The 19,831-nt window shown below is 69.9% G+C and carries 11 protein-coding genes; 9 read left to right on the top strand and 2 right to left on the bottom strand.

Annotated features, from left to right (window positions below; all coding sequences use genetic code 11):
- The first annotated feature begins 76 nt into the window (after positions 1–76).
- Positions 77–8,410, top strand: a complete 8,334-nt coding sequence (locus PARJ55_RS22260; protein WP_051416299.1) for a GH36-type glycosyl hydrolase domain-containing protein — start codon at positions 77–79, stop codon at positions 8,408–8,410.
- 91 nt (positions 8,411–8,501) lie between these two features.
- Here the strand turns inward: PARJ55_RS22260 and PARJ55_RS0115045 are convergent, their stop codons facing one another.
- Positions 8,502–8,999: an Lrp/AsnC family transcriptional regulator gene (locus tag PARJ55_RS0115045; protein WP_028713787.1), complete on the bottom strand. Its 498-nt coding sequence runs from the start codon at positions 8,997–8,999 to the stop codon at positions 8,502–8,504.
- A 241-nt stretch (positions 9,000–9,240) separates the two neighbouring features.
- Between PARJ55_RS0115045 and PARJ55_RS0115035 the strand changes: the two genes are divergently transcribed.
- From PARJ55_RS0115035 to phnE (PARJ55_RS0115000), 8 genes are all read left to right on the top strand, one after another.
- On the top strand, positions 9,241–10,494 hold the full coding sequence (locus PARJ55_RS0115035) for a 3-methyl-2-oxobutanoate dehydrogenase (2-methylpropanoyl-transferring) subunit alpha (protein ID WP_028713786.1): 1,254 nt from the start codon (positions 9,241–9,243) through the stop codon (positions 10,492–10,494).
- Position 10,495: 1 nt separating this feature from the next.
- A complete protein-coding gene (locus tag PARJ55_RS0115030; protein WP_028713785.1) occupies positions 10,496–11,512 on the top strand; it encodes an alpha-ketoacid dehydrogenase subunit beta in 1,017 nt (338 codons plus the stop codon).
- Between the two features lies 1 nt (position 11,513).
- Positions 11,514–12,821: a dihydrolipoamide acetyltransferase family protein gene (locus PARJ55_RS0115025; RefSeq protein WP_028713784.1), complete on the top strand. Its 1,308-nt coding sequence runs from the start codon at positions 11,514–11,516 to the stop codon at positions 12,819–12,821.
- A gap of 3 nt (positions 12,822–12,824) precedes the next feature.
- Positions 12,825–14,213 carry a dihydrolipoyl dehydrogenase gene (lpdA, locus tag PARJ55_RS0115020; protein ID WP_028713783.1) on the top strand — a complete coding sequence of 463 codons (1,389 nt, stop codon included), beginning with the start codon at positions 12,825–12,827 and terminating at the stop codon, positions 14,211–14,213.
- 188 nt (positions 14,214–14,401) lie between these two features.
- Positions 14,402–15,220: a phosphonate ABC transporter ATP-binding protein gene (gene phnC / locus PARJ55_RS0115015; RefSeq protein ID WP_028713782.1), complete on the top strand. Its 819-nt coding sequence runs from the start codon at positions 14,402–14,404 to the stop codon at positions 15,218–15,220.
- Between the two features lie 34 nt (positions 15,221–15,254).
- Positions 15,255–16,154, top strand: a complete 900-nt coding sequence (gene phnD / locus PARJ55_RS0115010; protein WP_028713781.1) for a phosphonate ABC transporter substrate-binding protein — start codon at positions 15,255–15,257, stop codon at positions 16,152–16,154.
- A gap of 65 nt (positions 16,155–16,219) precedes the next feature.
- Entirely contained in the window at positions 16,220–17,065 is an 846-nt protein-coding gene (gene phnE / locus PARJ55_RS0115005; RefSeq protein ID WP_028713780.1) for a phosphonate ABC transporter, permease protein PhnE, read from the top strand.
- A gap of 3 nt (positions 17,066–17,068) precedes the next feature.
- Positions 17,069–18,394, top strand: a complete 1,326-nt coding sequence (gene phnE, locus PARJ55_RS0115000) for a phosphonate ABC transporter, permease protein PhnE (RefSeq protein ID WP_036697637.1) — start codon at positions 17,069–17,071, stop codon at positions 18,392–18,394.
- Between the two features lie 191 nt (positions 18,395–18,585).
- On the opposite strand, the gene glyA is transcribed toward phnE (PARJ55_RS0115000), so the two are convergent.
- Positions 18,586–19,831 (bottom strand): serine hydroxymethyltransferase (glyA, locus tag PARJ55_RS0114995; protein ID WP_028713778.1); only part of this gene is annotated, 1,246 nt, incomplete at its 5' end.

The raw sequence follows: 19,831 nt of genomic DNA, 5'->3' as shown, positions 1-19,831 counted from the left end.
CCCGCGGGTTTTTTGGGAACCCGGCCGCGGCCGCGATCCTTTCCCCCGGGGGATGGAACGGGACGGAGTCGGAACCATGCAGCCAGACGGGGGCGGAGCCGGGGCGCAGGACGGGGGCCGGGCGGGCAGGACCGCCGCCTCGGTCTTCGAGGCCGCCGGGCGCGCGGTGCTGCGGCAGGGCCGGCTGCAGGCCGCAAGCTTCGATCCCCGCGCCGCGCGGTTCGAGCTGGCGCAGGCGGCCCGCGACCAGCGCGCGCTTTACCAGGCCGCGCTGAAGGCCGATGCCGAAAGCGAGCATATCACCACCGCCACCCGCTGGCTGCTGGACAATTACCACACCATCGCCGAGACCTATCGCCACCTGACCCGCGACCTCAGCCCGGCCTTCCTGCGCTCGCTGCCGCGGGGCCGTTTCCAGCCGGTGGCCGAACCGATCCCGCGCGTGCTGGCGTTGGCCTGGGACTATGTCGCCATGACCGACGGCGACCTGCGCGAGCGCAGCTTCGCCGATTTCATCGCCGGCGCGCAGCAGGTGGACTGGCTGACCATCGGCGAGCTGTGGTCGCTGCCCTCGATGCTGCGCTATGCGCTTCTGCTGCGCATGCTGCGGCTGAGCGAGGAGACCGAGCACGCCCGCCGCGGCCGGCGCGAGGCCAATGCCGCCATGGACCGGCTGATGGCGCAGGACGAGCCGGGCCCCGCCGATTTCGACCTGGTGGTGCCGGGGCCGGCGCTGCGGAACCCGGCCTTCGTCGCGCAGGCGATCTATCGCATCCATACCGGGCTGGACCGCACCCATGCCATTACCGAGCAGCTGGCCCGCCGCCTTGAGGCGCGCGGCACCACGGCCGAGCAGGTGATGGCCAGCGAGCAGACCCGCCAGACCGAGAACAACGTCACCGCCGCCCATATCATCCGCGCGCTGAAGCGCCTGGACGAGATCAACTGGCGCGAATGGTTCGAGGCCACCAGCCGCACCGAGGCGATCCTGCGCGAGGATCCCGACCACCAGCGGCTCGCCCCCCAGACCCGCAACGCCATCCGCAACCGCATCGAGATGATCGCCCGCCATTCCGCCCTGGCCGAGCCCGAGGTCGCCGAGCGTGCGCTTGCCGCCGCGGCACGGCGCGGCATCCCGGTCTCGGTCGTGCTGCTGGGCGACGACGCGCCGCATTTCGAGGCCGATTGCGGCTATCGCCCGGTCTGGCGCGAGCGGCTGGCGCGGCTGGCGCGCCGCCACGGCATCCTCAGCCTGATCCTGCCGCTGGCCGTGCTGGTGACGGCGGCCTTCGGCCTGGCGCTGGCCTATGTCTCGGCCCAGACCGGCGGCTTCCTGGCCGCGACGCTGATCGTGCTGTCGCTGCCGGCCTTCCTGGACGCCTCGCTGGCGCTTCTGCGCTTCGTCGCCAGCCGGGTGATCCCGCCGGCGCAGCTGCCGGCCTACGGGTTCAAGGACGGCATCCCGCCGGACCATGCGACGCTGGTGGCGATCCCCTGTCTGCTGAGCGGCTTCGACACCATCGACGACCTGCTGAGCAATCTCGAGGTGCATTACCTCGCGAATCCCGACCCGGCGCTCAGCTTCGCGCTGCTGACCGATTTCACCGACGCGCCCGAGGAAACCGCGCCGCGCGACGCCGAACTGCTGGCCTATGCCCGCCGCGGCATCGCCGCCTTGTCCGAGAAATACGCCCATACCGGCCGCCGCTTCTACCTGCTGCACCGCCGCCGGCAGTGGAACGAGGCCGAGGGCGTCTGGATGGGATGGGAGCGCAAGCGCGGCAAGCTGGTCGAGCTGAACGCGCTGCTGCGCGGCAGCGCCGACACCAGCTTCGTCGATACCGGCCCGCGCCCGCCCGAGGGCATCCGCTATGTGGTGACGCTGGACGCCGACACGCGCATGCCGCGCGACACCGTGCGGATGCTGGTCGGGATGATGGCGCATCCGGTCAACCGCCCGGTCTACGACCCGGCGCTGCGGCGCATCGCCCGCGGCCACGGGCTGATCCAGCCGCGCGTGACCTCGCTGCTGAAGCACGGCAGCCAGACCTCGCCCTTCCAGCGCATCCTGTCGCAGGACAAGGGGCTCGACCCCTATGTCTTCACCGTCTCGGACCTGTATCAGGACCTGTTCGACCAGGGCACCTATACCGGCAAGGGCATCTATGACGTCGATGCCTTCATCGCCGCCGCCCAGGACGGCATCCGCGAGAACACGGTGCTGAGCCACGACCTGATCGAGGGCGCCTGGCTGCGCGCAGCGCTGGCGACCGACGTGAACTTCATCGAGGAATATCCCAAGCGCTTCGACGTGGACCTGTCGCGCCAGCACCGCTGGGCGCGCGGCGACTGGCAATTGCTGCCCTATCTGCTGGACCCGCGCAACGGGCTGGACGCGCTGGCGCGGTTCCGCATCGTGGACAACCTGCGCCGCAGCCTGCTGCCGGTGCTGTTGCTGCTGGCCGGGCTGGTGGCGCTGGTCGGCCTGCCCCATGCCGATGCGGTGCTGTGGCTGGGCGTGCTGGGCCTGTCCATGTGCCTGTCGCAGCTGCTGGGCTGGCTGATGGGCTTGATGCCGCGCCAGTCCGGGGTGGCGCCGCTGCGCCACATGCTGGTCATCGGCAACGAGCTGATCGACCAGCTCATGGCCTTCATGATGCGGCTGACGCTGCTGCCGCAGATGGCCTGGAGCATGGTCGACGCCACCGTGCGCAGCCTGTGCCGGGTCTATCTGTCGCGCCGGCACCTGCTGGAATGGACCACCACCGACGCCGTCGCCAGCCGCCGCCACGAAACGCCGACCGGCTATCTGGCGCTGATGCGCGGCGGGCTGGCGCTTGGCCTGGGCTTCATCGCGCTGGTGGCGGCGCTGCGCCCCGACAACCTGGCCCCGGCGCTGGCCATCGGCGTGCTGTGGCTGGGCGCGCCGCTGATCGCCTGGGTCAGCGCCCGCCCGATCGAGCGCGAGGGCGCCCGCCCCCTGACCGGCGAGGAGCGGCTGGAATGGCGGGCCGAGGCGCGGCTGATCTGGCGCTTCTTCGAGACCTTCGTGGACGAGCACACCCATCACCTGCCGCCCGACAACCACCAGGACGATCCGCAGCCGAAACTGGCCGAGCGCACCTCGCCCACCAATATCGGGCTCTACCTGCTCTCGACCGTCAGCGCGCACGAGTTCCGCTGGATCACCCTGGGCGAGGCGCTGGACCGGATCGAGGCCACGCTTTCCACCATCGAGCGGCTGGAGCGCCATCACGGCCATCTCTACAACTGGTATGCCACCGACACGCTGGAGCCGCTGGGCACGCGCTACATCTCGGCGGTGGACAGCGGCAATCTGGCCGGGCATCTCATCACCCTGTCCTCGACGCTGAAGGAATGGGCGCGCAACCCGGCGCTGTATCTGCTGCCCGAGCTTTCGGGCGCGGTCGACATCCTGTCGCTGATGCGCCGGCTGCACGCGGCGATCCCGCGCGAGCGGCGCAGCCTGAACCCGCTGCGCAACCGCATCGAGGAGCGCATCGCCGGCTTGTGGCGCAGCATGGCCACCGGCGACGCGCCGCATCTGGCGCCCCTGCATGTGCAGGGCCATGCCCGCGCCGCCGCCAATCTGCAGGTGCTGATCCAAGGCCTGGTCACCGAGGTTCCGACCGATGCCACGCGCGAGCTGGACTGGTGGGCCAGCCGGCTGGTCCGCACCTGCGACGAGATGGAGAGCCTGGGCCGGATCGACCCCGAAGAGGTCGCCGTGGCGGCCCGGCGCATGGCGGCGCTGGCCGAACGCGCCCGCGCCTTCGCCTTCCAGATGGATTTCGGCTTCCTCTACGACCCCGAGCGCCAGCTGCTCGCCATCGGCTACAATTGCGCCGAGGGCACGCTGGACCAGTCCTTCTACGACCTGCTGGCGTCCGAGGCGCGGCTCGCCTCGATTTTCGCCATCGCCAAGGGCGACCTGCCGACCGAGCACTGGAACCGGCTCGGCCGGCCGATGACGGCCATGGCCTACGGCTCGACGCTGGTCAGCTGGTCGGGTTCGATGTTCGAATACCTGATGGCGCCGCTGATCATGGACGAGCCGCCCGGCTCGATCCTCTACAGCTCCTGCGACGTGGCGGTCGAAGCGCAGATCCGCGACGGCTGGCGCGCCGGCCGGCCCTGGGGCGTGTCGGAAAGCGCCTACAACGCCCGCGACGCCCAGATGAACTATCAGTATTACGCCTTCGGCGTGCCGGAACTGGCGCTGCGGCGCTGGCTGCGCGACGATCAGGTGGTGGCGCCCTATGCCAGCTTCATCGCCGCCACCTTCCGCCCGCGCAGCGCGCTGCGCAACCTGCGCCGGCTGGCGACCCTTGGCGCGCGCGGCGAATACGGCTTTTTCGATGCGGTGGACTTCACCCCCTCGCGCCTGCTGCAGGGCCACAAATGCGCGGTGGTGCGCAGCGTGATGGCGCATCACCAGGGCATGAGCCTGATCGCCATCGCCAATTGCCTGATGGACGGGCTGCACCGCGTCCGCTTCAACGCCGATCCGGTGATCGAAAGCGTCTCGACGCTCTTGCAGCAAAAGACCCCGCGCGAGGTCTCGCCGCTGCTGCGCGAGACGCTGCGCCGCCGGCTGCCCGGCCCTTCGGAGCTGGGCCAGACCGAGATCGTCGAAGTGGCGGATGCCGCATCGGCGCCCCATACCGTCGCGATCATGTCGAACGGGCGGCTGTCGATGCTGCTCGACGCCAGCGGCGCCGGACGGCTGCGCATGGAGGGCGCGGCCATCACCCGCTGGCGGCCCGACCCGGCGGCGGACGTCTGGGGAGAATTCCTGTTCATCCGCGACGTCGGCTCGGGGCGCTGGTGGTCGGCGACGGCGGCGCCGGGCTTCGATCCCGGCATCGCCTATTCCGCCCGGCTGTTCGACTACAAGGCGAATTTCGCCGCCAGCGGCGAGGGCATCCATTGCGAGACCGAGGTGATCCTGTCCGACGACCTGGACGCCCGCGGCGCGCGGGTCAAGCTGCGCAACACCTCGGACCGGCCGCGGCAGATCGAGCTGACCAGCTACGGCGAGATCGTGCTGGACCTGAACGAGGCCGACCGCGCCCATACCGCTTTCTCGCGCATGTTCGTCGCCACCGAGGCCCAGCCCGAGCGCGGCCGCATCTTCGCCCGCCGCAACAAGCACAACCCACAGGACCCCGACCGCCACCTGATGCACATGAGCGCGGGGGCGGGCGTGGCCGATGCCACGGCCACCGACCGGCGGCTGTTCGTCGGACGCGGCCGCAGCATCCGCGCCCCCCAGGCGCTGGACAATCCCGACCTGCTGGCCCAGGCGGCGGCGGGCGAAACCTATACGCTGGACCCGATCTTCTCGCTGACCCGGCGGCTGACCATCGATCCGGGCAAGGAGGCGGTGGTGACCTTCTGGACCGTCGCCGCCACCAGCCGCGAGGCGCTGGAGGAGGCGCATCCCCGGCTGATCGACGAATCCGCCTATGAAAACGAACACCAGATGGCCTGGACCCGCAGCCAGGTGCAGCTGCATCACGCCGACATCACCCCCGAGGAAGCGGCGCTGTTCCGCCGCTATGCCGCGCTGCTGGTCTATCCCAACCAGGCGCTCAGCTCGCAGGTGCGCCACGAGATGGGCTCGCAATCGGCGCTGTGGCCGATGTCGGTCTCGGGCGACAATCCGATCATGGTGCTGCGCATCAACGACCCCGACCTGATGCCGGTGGCGCGGCAGGCGATCCGCATGCAGGAATACCTGCGCATGCGCGGCCTGGACTGCGATCTGGTGATCCTGAACGAACAGCGCGTGAGCTATGCCGCGCATCTGCACGAGGCGCTGAACAACCTGTGCCACAGCATGCAGCTGCTGCATTCGCGCCCCTCGGTCTTTGCCGTCGATGCCAACGGGCTGTCGCCCGAGACGCGCGACACGCTGCTGGCCGTCGCCCGCGTGGTGATCCATGCCCAGAACGGCAACCTGGCCGAGCAGATCCAGCGGCTCGAGCCGGCCGAGCTGCGGCGCGGCATCACCCGCCCGCCGTCGCGGCCGCTGCAGCGCCCGGCGCTGCGCCCCGACTTCCCCGCCGAGGAGCTGCATTTCTGGAACGGCACCGGCGGCTTCGACGCGCAGGGCAATTACCTTGTCCGCCTGCGCCATGGCGAGACTACGCCCAATCCCTGGATCAACGTCGTCGCCCGCAGCGATTTCGGCTTCCACATCTCGGCCGAGGGCGCGGGCTTTTCCTGGTCGGCCAATTCGCGCGACCACCAGCTGACGCCCTGGTCGAACGACGCGGTCAGCAACCCGCCGGGCGAAGGCATCCTGATCCGCGACGTCGGCACCGGCGCGATCCATACCCCCTATGCGGCGCTGTCAAGCCAGCGCGAGGCGCTTTACCAATGCCGGCACGGCGCCGGCTTTTCCGAATTCGCCGCCTGGTCGGGCGAACTGGAGATCACCGCGCTGCATAGCCTGACGCCCGACGCGGCCCTGCGGGTGATCGGGCTGCGGCTGGTCAATTGCGGCACGCGCCGGATGACGCTGGACGTGGCGCAGTTCCTTGAGCCGGTGATGGGCGGCTCGCGCGCCAAGACCGCGCCCTATCTGCAGCTGCGCTACCTGCCCGAGGCGCGCGCCGTGGAATGCGAGAACCCCTATTCCATCGATTATGCCGGCCAGCGCATGATCCTGTCGGTGGACAGCGAGGTGACGGGGCTTTGCCTGTCGCGCCTGATCTGGCAGGGCCGCAACCGCGACGCCTGCCTGCCGGCCTGGTTCGATTCCACCCTCAGCCACCGCTTCGTGCGCCGCCATGACGGCGACCCGGTGATGATGCTGGAAACCCGCATCGAGATCGAGCCGGGCGAAAGCCGCACCGTCACCTTCCGGCTGGCCGCCGCGTCCGGCGCCGCCGCCGAGCCGCTGCCGGCGCGGGCCGACACCGCCCGGCAGGCCGCCACCGCGCAGACCGACCACTGGCAGCACATCTTCGGCCGCCTGCAGGTCCAGACCCCCGACCCGGCCTTCGACCTGATGGTGAACCGCTGGCTGCCCTATCAGGCCATCGCCTGCCGGATCCGGGCGCGCTCGGCCTTCTACCAGGCCTCGGGCGCCTATGGCTTCCGCGACCAGTTGCAGGACACCTCGGCCATGCTGGTCTATGACCCGGCGCTGGCCCGCGCCCAGCTGCTGGAGGCCGGCTCGCGCCAGTTCCCCGAAGGCGACGTGCAGCACTGGTGGCTGCCCGGCACCGGCGCGGGGGTGCGCACCATGATCGCCGACGACGTGGTCTGGCTGGGCCATGCGCTGGCGCGCTATGTCGAGGTCACCGGCGACCGCGCGATCCTGGACGAGCCCCTGCCCTTCATCCTGGGCCGCGCGCTGGGACCGGGCGAGCACGACGCCTTCTACACGCCCGAGATCAGCGACCGCACCGCGCCGCTTTACGAACATGCTGCCCTGGCGCTGGAGCTGGCCATCGCCCGCACCGGCGAACAGGGCCTGCCGCTGTTCCTGGGCGGCGACTGGAACGACGGCATGAACCGGGTGGGCGCGGCCGGGCGCGGCCAGTCCGTCTGGATGGGCTGGTTCCTGGCCCAGACCATCGCCATGATGGCGCCCCTGGCCGAGGCGCGGGGCGAGGAGGAGCGCGCGAAACGCTGGCGCGGCCATGCCGCCAAGCTGTCCCGCGCGCTGGACCGGCACGGCTGGGACGGCAGCTGGTATCTGCGCGGCCTCTATGACGACGGCACGCCGCTGGGCTCGGCCTCGTCGCAGGAATGCCGCATCGATTCCATCGCGCAAAGCTGGTCGGTGATTTCGGGCGCCGGCCGCAAGGACCGCCGCAACCCGGCGCTGGACGCGGCGCTGGAACACCTGCTGGACGAGGACGGGATGCTGCTGCGGCTGTTCACCCCGCCCTTTGCCGATGCGCCGCAGGACCCCGGCTATATCAAGGGCTACCCGCCCGGCGTGCGCGAGAACGGCGGGCAATACACCCATGCCGCGATCTGGATGGTGCAGGCGCTGTGCATGGCGGGCCGCGCCGACGACGCCTGGCGGGTGTTCCGGCTGCTCAACCCGATCAGCCATGCCAGCGACGCCGCGACCCTGCGGGTCTATCGCGGCGAGCCCTATGTCGTCGCCGCCGACGTCTACGGCGCCGAGGAAAAGACCGGCCGCGCCGGCTGGACCTGGTATACCGGCTCGGCCGGCTGGCTGCACCGCGTCGCGGTCGAGCATATCCTGGGCCTGCGCATCAGGAACGGCGAACGGCTGGAGGTCGCGCCCGCCCTGCCCTCGCACTGGCCGGGTTTCCGCGCCAGCGTGATGATCGGCGACCGCCGGCACGAGGTCGAGGTCGCGCGCGACCAGAGCGGCGCGCCGCAGGTCCGTGTCGGCTGACGGGACGGGAGGCGGCGGCATGACGGCACGGTCCCGGCACAGGCCGCGGCAGGGAAAGGCCCCGCCTGCTGCCCGCCTTCGCGGCGCGGGCTTACTCCGCCTCGGCCAGCAGGGGCAGGATGCTGCCCCGCTCTTTCAGGCAGCGCAGGGTGAAGATCGAGCGGGCATGCCGGATGCCCGGCACCCGATAAAGCTTGCGGCGCAGGAATTCCTCGTATCCCCGGGTGCCGCTGACCGCCACCTTCAGCAGATAGTCGTAGGCGCCGGTGGTCAGCCAGACCTCCTGCACCTCGGGGATGGCGGCCATGGCGCGGCCGAATTCCTCCAGCCCCTTGTCGTCGTGCCGTTCCAGCGTGATCTCGATGATGACGGTCTCGGCGGCGCCGAGGCGCGACTGGTCCAGGATGGCGGCATAGCCCTTGATGACGCCCTCGGCCTCCAGCCGGCGGGTGCGCTGCCAGCAGGGGCTGGGCGACAGGCCGACCGTTTCGGCCAGCTGGCTGTTCGACAGCCTGCCGTCGCGACTCAGCGCCCGCAGGATCCGGAGGTCGGTCGCGTCCAGCGGGCGCGGGGCAGAAGTTTCGCTCATCATATTACGGTATTGCCAAAAGAATCTTTTGCATTCTTGCTTAGAGGCAGAAATAAAGAAAGGAAATTTTGCAAGGATTTGTGGCATCATCCCTGTGGGAGGAGCGAGATGGAAAGCCTGCAAATCGTCAGTTCTGCCGCCGCCGTCCGCCCGCCGCGGATCGCCCCGGCGGCCGCGATCCGCGGCGCGACGCGCGGGCGGACCCGCCCCTGACCAGTTCCCCGAGGCAAAGGAGGTGCCGATGGAGACGCCAGACCCGAATGACTATCCGCCGCTGAGCCTTGTGGTCCCCGAGCCCGAGGTGCGGCCCGGCGGGCAGCCGGATTTCTCGCATGTCGCGATCCCGCGCGCCGGCACGGTGCGCCGGCCGCCGGTCGATGTGGATCCCGAGGAGATCCGCGACCTGGCCTTCACCATCATCCGGGTGCTGAACCGCGAGGGGCAGGCGGTGGGGCCATGGGCCGAGGCGCTGGACATCACCCCCGAGGACCTGCTGACCGGGCTGCGCCACATGATGACGCTGCGCATCTACGATGCGCGGATGCTGAACGCGCAGCGCCAGCAGAAGACCAGCTTCTACATGCAGCACCTGGGCGAAGAGGCGATCTCCTGCGCCTTCCAGCGGGCCTTGGCGCCGGGGGACATGAACTTCCCGACCTACCGGCAGGCCGGGCTGCTGATCGCCGCCGGCTATCCGCTCAGCTCGATGATGAACCAGATCTTCTCGAATTCCGAGGACCCGATGCGCGGCCGGCAGCTGCCGGTCTGCTATTCCTCGCGCGAGCACGGCTTCTTCACCATCTCGGGCAACCTCGCCACGCAGTTCATCCAGGCGGTGGGCTGGTCCATGGCCTCGGCCATCTCGGGGGACCGCAAGATCGCGGCGGGCTGGATCGGCGACGGCTCGACGGCAGAGAGCGACTTCCACGCCGCGCTGGTCTTCGCCTCGACCTACAAGGCGCCGGTGGTGCTGAACATCGTCAACAACCAATGGGCGATCTCGACTTTTCAAGGCATTGCGCGCGGAGGTTCAGGCACTTTCGCAGCACGCGGGCACGGCTTCGGCATTCCCTCGCTGCGGGTGGACGGCAACGACTATCTCGCGGTGCTGGCGGTGGCGAAATGGGCGGCGGAACGCGCCCGGCGCAACCTCGGCCCGACGCTGATCGAATATGTCACCTATCGCGCCGGCGGGCATTCGACCTCGGACGACCCCTCGGCCTATCGTCCGGCCGAGGAAAGCGCGGCCTGGCCGCTGGGCGACCCGATCCTGCGGCTCAAGAACCACCTGATCGCGCTCGGCCATTGGAGCGACGACCGCCACGCCCAGGCCGAGGCCGAGATCCTGGCCGAGATCACCGAACAGCAGAAGCGCGCCGAGGCCATCGGCACCCTGCATCACGGCCAGCACCCGAGCCCCGCCGACATGTTCGAGGATGTCTATGCCGAGATGCCGCCGCATCTTCTGAAGCAACGTCACGAGGCGGGGTTCTGACATGGCACGCATGACGATGATCGAGGCCATCCGCGACGCGCTGGACGTGGCGATGGAGGCCGACCCGACGGTGGTGGTCTTCGGCGAGGACGTGGGCTATTTCGGCGGCGTCTTCCGCTGCACCGCCGGCCTGCAGGCGAAATACGGCCGCACGCGCTGTTTCGACACGCCGATCAACGAATCCGGCATCGTCGGCGCCGGCATCGGCATGGCCGCCTATGGGCTGAAGCCGGTGGTGGAAATCCAGTTCGCCGATTACGTCTATCCGGCCTATGACCAGATCGTGTCCGAGGCGGCGCGGCTGCGCTATCGCTCGGCCGGGCAATTCACCTGCCCGATGGTGGTGCGCATGCCCACCGGCGGCGGCATCTTCGGCGGCCAGACCCACAGCCAGAGCCCCGAGGCGCTGTTCACCCATGTGACGGGCCTCAAGACCGTGGTGCCCTCGAACCCGCGGGACGCCAAGGGGCTGCTGCTGGCCGCCATCGAATGCCCCGATCCGGTGATCTTCCTGGAGCCGAAGCGGCTTTACAACGGGCCCTTCGACGGTCATCACGACCGCCCGGTGACGGCCTGGAAAAGCCATGAGCTGGGCGAGGTGCCCGAGGGGCATTACACGGTCCCGCTGGGCAAGGCGGTGCTGCGCCGCCAGGGCCGGGCGGCGACGGTGCTGACCTATGGCACCATGGTGCATGTGGCGCTGGCCGCGGCCGAGGAATCCGGCGTCGATGCCGAGGTGATCGACCTGCGCACCCTGCTGCCGCTGGACATGGAGACCATCGTCGCCTCGGTGAACAAGACCGGCCGCTGCCTGGTGCTGCACGAGGCGACGCTGACCTCGGGCTATGGCGCGGAACTGGCGGCGCTGGTGCAGGCGGAATGCTTCTGGCAGCTGGAGGCGCCGATCCGCCGGGTGACGGGCTGGGACACGCCCTATCCGCATACGCATGAATGGAGCTATTTCCCCGGCCCCGCGCGGGTGGCCGAGGCATTGCGTCAACTGGTCGAGGTGGCCTGAGATGGGTATTCACGCAATCCGCATGCCCGATATCGGCGAAGGCATTGCCGAGGCCGAGATTTCCGAATGGCTGGTCAAGCCCGGCGACATCCTGCGCGAGGACGATCCGATGGTCGCCGTGATGACCGACAAGGCGACGGTGGAAATCCCCTCGCCCGTGACCGGCACGGTGGTCTGGCAGGCCGGGGCGCCCGGCGACGTGATCGCCGTCGGCGCCGAACTGATCCGGCTGGAGGTGGACGGGCCGGGCAATGTCGCGGGCGACACGCCCGCCCCGGCGGCCGCCCCGGGGCCGTCGCGGCAGGCCGAAACCGCGCCACCCGATCCCGAACCCGCGCAACCGAAGGCCGAAGCGCCGCCCGAACCCGAGCCCCAGGCGGAAAAGCCGGCACCGAAACCGGCGGCGAAACCCGCGGCGGCCGCTTCCCCCGCGCCCCTGCGCCCCGAGGGGGAAAGGCCCATCGCCTCGCCCGCCGTCCGGGCCCGGGCGCGCGAGGCCGGGGTGGACCTGCGGCTGGTGCGCGGCTCGGGTCCGGCCGGCCGCATCGGTCACGAGGATCTGGACGCCTTCATCGCCTCGGGCGGCATCCCGGCCCCTTCGGGTCCGCAGCCCGACGGTTCGGTCGAGGAGATCCGCGTCATCGGCCTGCGCCGCAAGATCGCCGAGCGCATGCAGGCCGCGAACAGCATCCCGCAGATCACCATCGTCGAGGAGATCGACGCCACGGCGGTCGAGGATCTGCGCGGCCGGATGAACGCGCAGGGCAAGGGCGCGCGGCTGACGCTGCTGCCCTTCATCGCCCGCGCCATCGTGCGCGCCGTGCATGAACAGCCACTGATGAATGCGCATTACGACGCCGAGGCGCAGCTGATCCGCCGCTTTGGCGGGGTGCATCTGGGCATCGCGGCGCAGACCCCGACCGGGCTGATGGTGCCGGTGGTCCGCCATGCCGAGGCGCTGGACCTGCGCGCCACCGCGGCCGAGATCGCGCGGCTGGGCACGGCCGCCAAGGAAGGCACCGCCAAGCGCGACGAGCTTTCCGGCTCGACCATCACCATCACCTCGCTGGGGCCGCTGGGCGCCATCGCCTCGACCCCGATCCTGAATGTGCCCGAGGTCGCCATCGTCGGCGTCAACCGGCTGGCGGTCAGGCCGTTCTGGAACGGCGCCGCCTTCGAGCCGCGCAAGATGATGAACCTGTCCTGCAGCTTCGACCACCGGGTGATCGACGGCTGGGACGCCGCCGTCTTCGTGGCGCGGTTGAAAGAGCTGCTGGAAACCCCGGCGCTGATCTTCGTGGAGGGCTGAGCGATGCGCGAGATCCAATGCAGGCTGCTGGTCATCGGCGCCGGTCCCGGCGGCTATGTCTGCGCCATCCGCGCCGGGCAGCTGGGCGTCGACACGGTGATCGTGGATGCCGAGCCGCCCGGGGGCACCTGCCTCAATGTCGGCTGCATCCCCTCCAAGGCGCTGATCCATGCAGCCGATGAATTCCATAGGCTTGCAGAGCTTTCCTCGAATTCTTCGATGGGCATTTCCGCCGGCGGCGCCCGGCTGGACCTTGGGGCGACGATGGCCTGGAAGGACGGCATCGTCACCCGGCTGACCGGCGGCGTGGCGACGCTGCTGCGCAAGGCCAAGGTGCGGCTGGTCACCGGCCAGGCCACGGTCCGCGACGGCAAGACCGTGCTGGTCGAGACGCCCGAGGGCCCGGTGCAGATCCGCGCCGAGGTGCTGGTCATCGCCACCGGCTCGGAGCCGATCGAGATCCCGGCGCTGCCTTTCGGCGGCAAGGTCATCTCCTCGACCGACGCGCTGGCGCTGACCGAGGTGCCGGGCCGGCTGGCCGTGGTCGGCGGCGGCTATATCGGGCTGGAGCTGGGCATCGCCTATGCCAAGCTGGGCGCCGAGGTGACGGTGGTCGAGGCCGCGCCGCGCATCCTGCCGCAATACGATGCCGAGCTGACGCGGCCGGTGGCGCAGCGCCTGACCCAGCTGGGCGTGCGCGTGCTGACCGGGGCGCGGGCCGGCGGGCTGTCGGACAGCGGCGCGCTGCGCGTCGCCGGCGTGGACGGGGCCGAGGACATCCAGGCCGACAAGGTGCTGGTCACCGTCGGCCGCCGCCCCCGCGCCACCGCCGCCGGGCTGGCCGGGCTGCGGCTGGAGATGGCGGGACCGTTCATCCGCATCGACGAACGCTGCCGCACCTCGATGGCCGGGGTGCTGGCCATCGGCGACGTGACCGGAGAGCCGATGCTGGCGCATCGCGCCATGGCGCAAGGCGAGATGGTGGCGGAACTGGTCGCGGGCCAGCGCCGCGCCTGGGACAAGCGCGCCATCCCGGCGGTCTGCTTCACCGATCCCGAGATCGTCAGCGTCGGCATTTCCCCCGAGGAGGCGGCAGCGGCGGGGCGCGAGGTCGTCACCGGCCTTTTCCCCTTTGCCGCCAACGGCCGGGCGATGACGGCCGGGGACGAAACGGGCTTCATCCGCGTCACCGCCCGCGCCGATACGCATGAGGTGCTGGGCATCCAGGCGGTCGGGGCCGGCGTGGCCGAGATGGCCGGCGGCTTCGCCCTGGCGCTGGAGATGGGCGCCCGGCTCGAGGACATCGCCGCCACCATCCACGCCCACCCGACCCGCGGCGAGGCGCTGCACGAGGCCTGCCTGCGGGCGCTCGGCCACGCCCTGCATATCTGACAGGCCCGCATCCCGGCCGGGCGGCGACCCCGTCGCCGCCCGGCCGCAACGCCGCGCCGTCATGGCCCGGCCGTCCCGCCCGCAGGGCCGCGCAGGCCGCAGGATCTTCAACAAAGCTTCACGAAGCTGAGCCGTTTTCGTCACGCAAGCCCTCTATCAGCCCCCCAACCGCTCATGGAGGGCCCGCCTTGCTTGCAGTTCAGAACGTCACCCGCGTCTTTTCCGGGCGTGCCGCGGTGGACGATATCAGCTTTGCCGTGGACGGCCCGGCCTTCGTCGGCATCATCGGCCGGTCGGGCGCGGGCAAGTCCACCTTCCTGCGGATGATGAACCGGCTGACCGACGCCTCGGCCGGGCGGATCTGCGTGGACGGGCGCGACATCCTGGCGCTGCGCGGCCGCGACCGCCGCGCCTGGCAAAGCCAATGCGCGATGATCTTCCAGCAGTTCAACCTGGTGCCGCGCATGGACGTGGTTTCGAACGTGCTGCACGGGCTGCTGAACCGCCGCCCGGTGCTGGCCACGCTGTTCAACCTCTGGCCGCGCGCCGACATCCTGCGCGCGCTGGAGATCCTCGACCGGCTGGGCATCGCCGAACAGGCCCCCAAGCGGGCCGAGGCGCTGTCGGGCGGCCAGCAGCAGCGCGTCGCCATCGCCCGCGCGCTGATGCAGGACCCCCGGATCATCCTGGCCGACGAGCCCATCGCCAGCCTCGACCCGATGAATGCGCAGATCGTCATGGACACGCTCAAGCGCATCAATGTCGAGGACGGGCGCATGGTCATCGCCAACCTGCATACGCTGGACACGGCGCGGCGCTATTGCGACCGGGTGATCGGCATGCGCGACGGCCGCATCGTCTTCGACGGCACGCCCGCGCAGCTTTCGACCGGCGTCGCCCGCGACATCTATGGCGCGGACCACAGCTTCAACGAGGCCGCGACCTCGACCGCCATCCCCGCCGACGCCGCGGCCGATGCGGCCTATGCCGCGCGGCTAATGGCCTGACGATCCCTGCATACTCGCAACCCATGGAGAGACCATGAAACCGCTTGCCCTGGCGCTTGCCGCCGCCACCGCCTTCACCTCGGCCGCCACCGCCCAGCCGATCACCGGCTTCAACCTCGGCATCATGGGCGGCGAGAACGCGCAGGACCGCATGACCTCGAACGAATGCTACCGCGCCGCCATCGAGGCCGAGCTGGGCGTGCCGGTCAAGGTCTTCACCCCCGCCGATTACGACGGCGTCATCCAGGGCCTGCTGGGCGGCACGCTGGACATGGCCTGGCTGGGCGCCTCGGGCTATGCCAAGATCCATCTGACCGATCCCGAGGCGGTCGAGCCGGTGCTGACCAAGCAGAACATGGACGGCTCGACCGGCTATTACGCCATCGGCTTCGCCCGCAAGGACAGCGGCATCGCCTCGATCGAGGATGCCAGGGGCAAGTCCTTCGCCTTTGCCGAGCCGAACTCGACCTCGGGCTATCTGGTGCCGGGCGCCGAACTGGCCGAGACCCATGGCAAGCTGGAGGATTTCTTCGGCCAGGTCCGTTTCGCGGGCGGGCATGAACAGGCCATCATCGGCGTGGCCAACGGCGATTTCGACGCCGGCGTCAGCTGGGCCGACGGGCTGGGCGACTGGGAGGACGGCTATAACTCGGGCGCCTTCCGCAAGGCCGCCGATGCCGGGCTGGTCGAGATGAACGACCTGGTCGAGATCTGGAAGTCCAAGCTGATCCCGGAAGGGCCGATGGTGCTGCGCAAGGCCCTGCCGCAGGAGGTCAAGGACAAGGTCACGAAGCTGACCGCCGACCTGCACGAGACCGACAAGGCCTGCGCCTATGGCGTCGCGCATGGCGAGGCCATGGATTTCGTGCCGGTGACGCATGACGCCTATCTGGGCGTGGTCGCCGCCCGCAAGCTGCAGGAAACGGCGCAGTAAGCGCCTTTCCCCGGCCGCGTCCCCGTGCCGGGGCGCGGCCTTCGCATTTCAGCCGCAGGACTCTCATGGCCGCCCTTGCCCCGGACCATATCCGCGATGCCTATCTGGAACTGGCCCGACGCCGCCGGCTTTACGGCGGGCTGTTGCTGGTGCTCTTCGTCGCCATGATGGCGGCGGGGTTCCGGCTGGCCGAAAGCCGCAATGCCGGCGGCTTCGTCGACGGGCTGCCGATGGTGCTGGCCTTCCCCTCCGAGGTGCTGACCGAGGCCTGGCAGAAGCGCGCGAACCTGCCGGGCCTGCTGGCCAAGCACCTGCCCTCGCTGGTCGAGACGCTGAACATCGCCGCCGTCTCGACGCTCATGGGCGGGCTGATGGCGATGGGGCTGGCGCTTCTGTCGACGCGCGGGCTGGCGCGCTGGCCGCGGCTGACCGGGCTGTTCCGCCGGCTGATGGACGCGCTGCGCGCCGTGCCCGAGATCGTGATCGCGCTGGTGCTGATCTATATCCTCGGCGGCGGGCCGGTGCCGGCGGTCATCGCCATCTCGCTGCATACTGCCGGCGCGCTCGGCAAGCTGTTTTCCGAAGTGGCCGAGAATGCCGACCTGAAGCCGGTCGAGGGGCTGGCCTCGGTCGGCGCCGGCTGGGGCCAGCAGGTCGGGCTGGGGGTGCTGCCGCAGGTCGCGCCGAACTGGCTGTCCTATGCGCTGATGCGCTTCGAGATCAACCTGCGCGCCAGCGCCATCCTGGGCTTCGTCGGCTCGGGCGGCATCGGCTACGACCTGAAGCTGGCGATGCAATGGGGCACGGGCCGCTATGACGAGGTGGTGGCGATCTTCCTGCTGCTGTTCGTGGCCATCGTCGCCATCGACCGGCTGTCCGACCACGCGCGCAGCCGGCTGGTAAGGGGCTGAACCATGACGACCACCGCCACGCTTTCCCCCGCGCTGACCGATACCGTGCTGACCCGCTTTGCCCGCCGCCGGCTGGCAGCCTTTGCGGTGCCGCTGGCGATCCTGGCCTATCTGGCCTATGCCGCCATCGCCTTCGACATCGCCGGGCTGGCCGGGCGGGCGCGGATGGACAATGCCGCCGTGCTGCTGGCGGATTTCTGGCAGCACAAGACCCATGTGACGCGCGACAACCGCACGGGCGCCTTGCGCGTCGCCATCGACGGCGAGGCCAAGGGCACCTATCCGCCGGATCGCCTGCCCACCTGGATCGCCGCCGAGGGCGATGCGACCCGCATCGACCTGGGCCACGGCCATGTCGTCACCTATGACGCGGAGGGCGCGCGCTACGACGTGCCCGGCTACGGCCTGATCGACATCCGCCAGCAGGACGGCGGGCTGCACCTGACCGCGCCCGAGCCGCTGCCGGACTGGATCAACGCCACGGACAGCCGCGTCAGCGTCACGACCGAGGCCGGGCGCTTTGCCTATACCCGCGCCAAGGTCGAGACCTTCCGCTATCAGCCGGGCTGGGCGCTGTTCTTCTTTACCCTGGACAGCCCGTTTCACTACATGAGTTGGCCCGAGATCGCCGCCAGCGCGCTTTGGGGGCCGCGCGTCGATCCCGGCCTGCCCAACATCGCCGCCATGGCGCGCGATTTCTGGACCAATGCGATGTGGCGGCATGGCGACGTGATCTGGGCGATGTTCGAGACGGTGCTGATGGCCTTTCTGGGCACGTTCGGCGCGGCGCTGGTGGCGCTGCCGCTGGGCTTCATGGCGGCGCGCAATATGATGCCGCTGGGCGCGCTGCGCTTCGGGCTGCGGCGGGTCTTCGACTTCATCCGCGGCGTGGACGGGCTGATCTGGACCATCGTGCTGGCCCGAGCCTTCGGTCCCGGCCCGATGACCGGCGCGCTGGCGATCCTGCTGACCGACACGGGAAGCTTTGGCAAGATGTTCTCGGAAGCCCTGGAAAACATCGACGAAAAGCAGGTCGAGGGCATCCGCTCGACCGGCGCGGGCGCCGTGCAGCGGGCGCGCTTCGGGGTGATCCCGCAGGTGACGCCGGTGCTGCTGAGCCAGGTGCTGTATTTCCTGGAATCCAACACGCGCGGCGCCACGGTGATCGGCGCCATCGTCGGCGGCGGCATCGGCCTGTTGCTCACCCAGGCGATCCAGACCCAGAAGGACTGGGAGGACGTGGCCTATTACATGGTGCTGATCGTGCTGATGGTGATGGCGATGGACAGCTTCTCTGGCTGGCTGCGCCGCAGGCTGATCCGGGGCTAGACGCCTCTCCGTCGCGGCGATCCGGGATCGCGGGTCGCCGCCCCAAGGCCGCGCCGCCCAAGGGCGCCTGAAGCCAGGGCGGCGCGCTCTCCCTGGCGTCCAGCGTTCTTTTCGGGCTGCTGCTTTTGGCCTGCGTTGCGCTGTGGATCATGGTGCGGCGCGGGCTGGTCTGAGCCTGCGCCGCGGCGGGCTCACATGCCGCTGTAAAGCGGGAAGCGCGCGCAAAGCGCCTCGACCTCGGCCTTGACGCGGGCCTCGACCTCGGCATTGCCCGCCTCGCCATGCGCGGCCAGCCCGTCCACCACCTCGACGATCCAGCGGGCGATCTGGCGGAACTCCTCCTCCTTGAAGCCCCGCGTGGTGCCGGCCGGGGCGCCCAGACGGATGCCCGAGGTCACGAAGGGCTTCTCGGGATCGAAGGGCACGCCGTTCTTGTTGCAGGTGATATGGGCGCGGCCCAGGGCCGCCTCGGTCGCCTTGCCGGTCACGCCCTTGGGGCGCAGGTCCGCCAGGCACAGGTGGTTGTCGGTGCCGCCCGAGACGATGTCGATGCCGCCGCGCATCAGCTCGTCCGCCATGGCGCGGGCATTGGCGACGACCTGCGCGGCATAGTCCCTGAACTCGGGGCGCAGCGCCTCGCCGAAGGCCACCGCCTTGGCGGCGATCACATGCATCAGCGGGCCGCCCTGCAGGCCGGGGAACACGGCCGAGTTGATCTTCTTGGCGATCTCGGCATCGTTGGTCAGCACCATGCCGCCGCGCGGGCCGCGCAGCGATTTATGCGTGGTCGTGGTCACCACATGGGCATGCGGCAGCGGCGAGGGATGCTGGCCGCCCGCCACCAGCCCGGCGATATGGGCCATGTCGACCATCAGCCAGGCGCCCACCTCGTCGGCGATCTTGCGGAATTCGGCCCAGTCCCAGATCCGCGAATAGGCGGTGCCGCCGGCCAGGATCAGCCTGGGCTTCGTCTCATGGGCCTTTTTGCGGATCTCCTCCATGTCCAGCAGCTGGTCCTGCTGGCGCACGCCGTAGCTGACGACGTTGAACCACTTGCCCGACATGTTGACCGGCGAGCCATGCGTCAGGTGGCCGCCCGAATTCAGGTCGAGCCCCATGAAGGTGTCGCCCGGCTGCAGCAGCGCCAGGAACACCGCCTGGTTCATCTGGCTGCCGCTGTTCGGCTGGACATTGGCGAAGCCGCAATCGAAGAGCTGCTTGGCGCGTTCGATGGCCAGCTCCTCGACCACGTCGACATATTGGCAGCCGCCGTAATAGCGCTTGCCGGGATAGCCTTCGGCATATTTGTTGGTCAGGACCGAGCCCTGCGCCTCAAGCACCGCCTTCGAAACGATGTTCTCGGACGCGATCAGCTCGATCTCGTCGCGCTGGCGGCCAAGCTCCTGGCGGATCGCCCCGAAAATGGCAGGGTCGCGG

The sequence above is a fragment of the Paracoccus sp. J55 genome, from assembly GCF_000513975.1.
Classification (GTDB): domain Bacteria; phylum Pseudomonadota; class Alphaproteobacteria; order Rhodobacterales; family Rhodobacteraceae; genus Paracoccus.
Note: the sequence above shows the minus strand (reverse complement) of the source record. Positions and strands in the feature narration are given on the sequence as shown.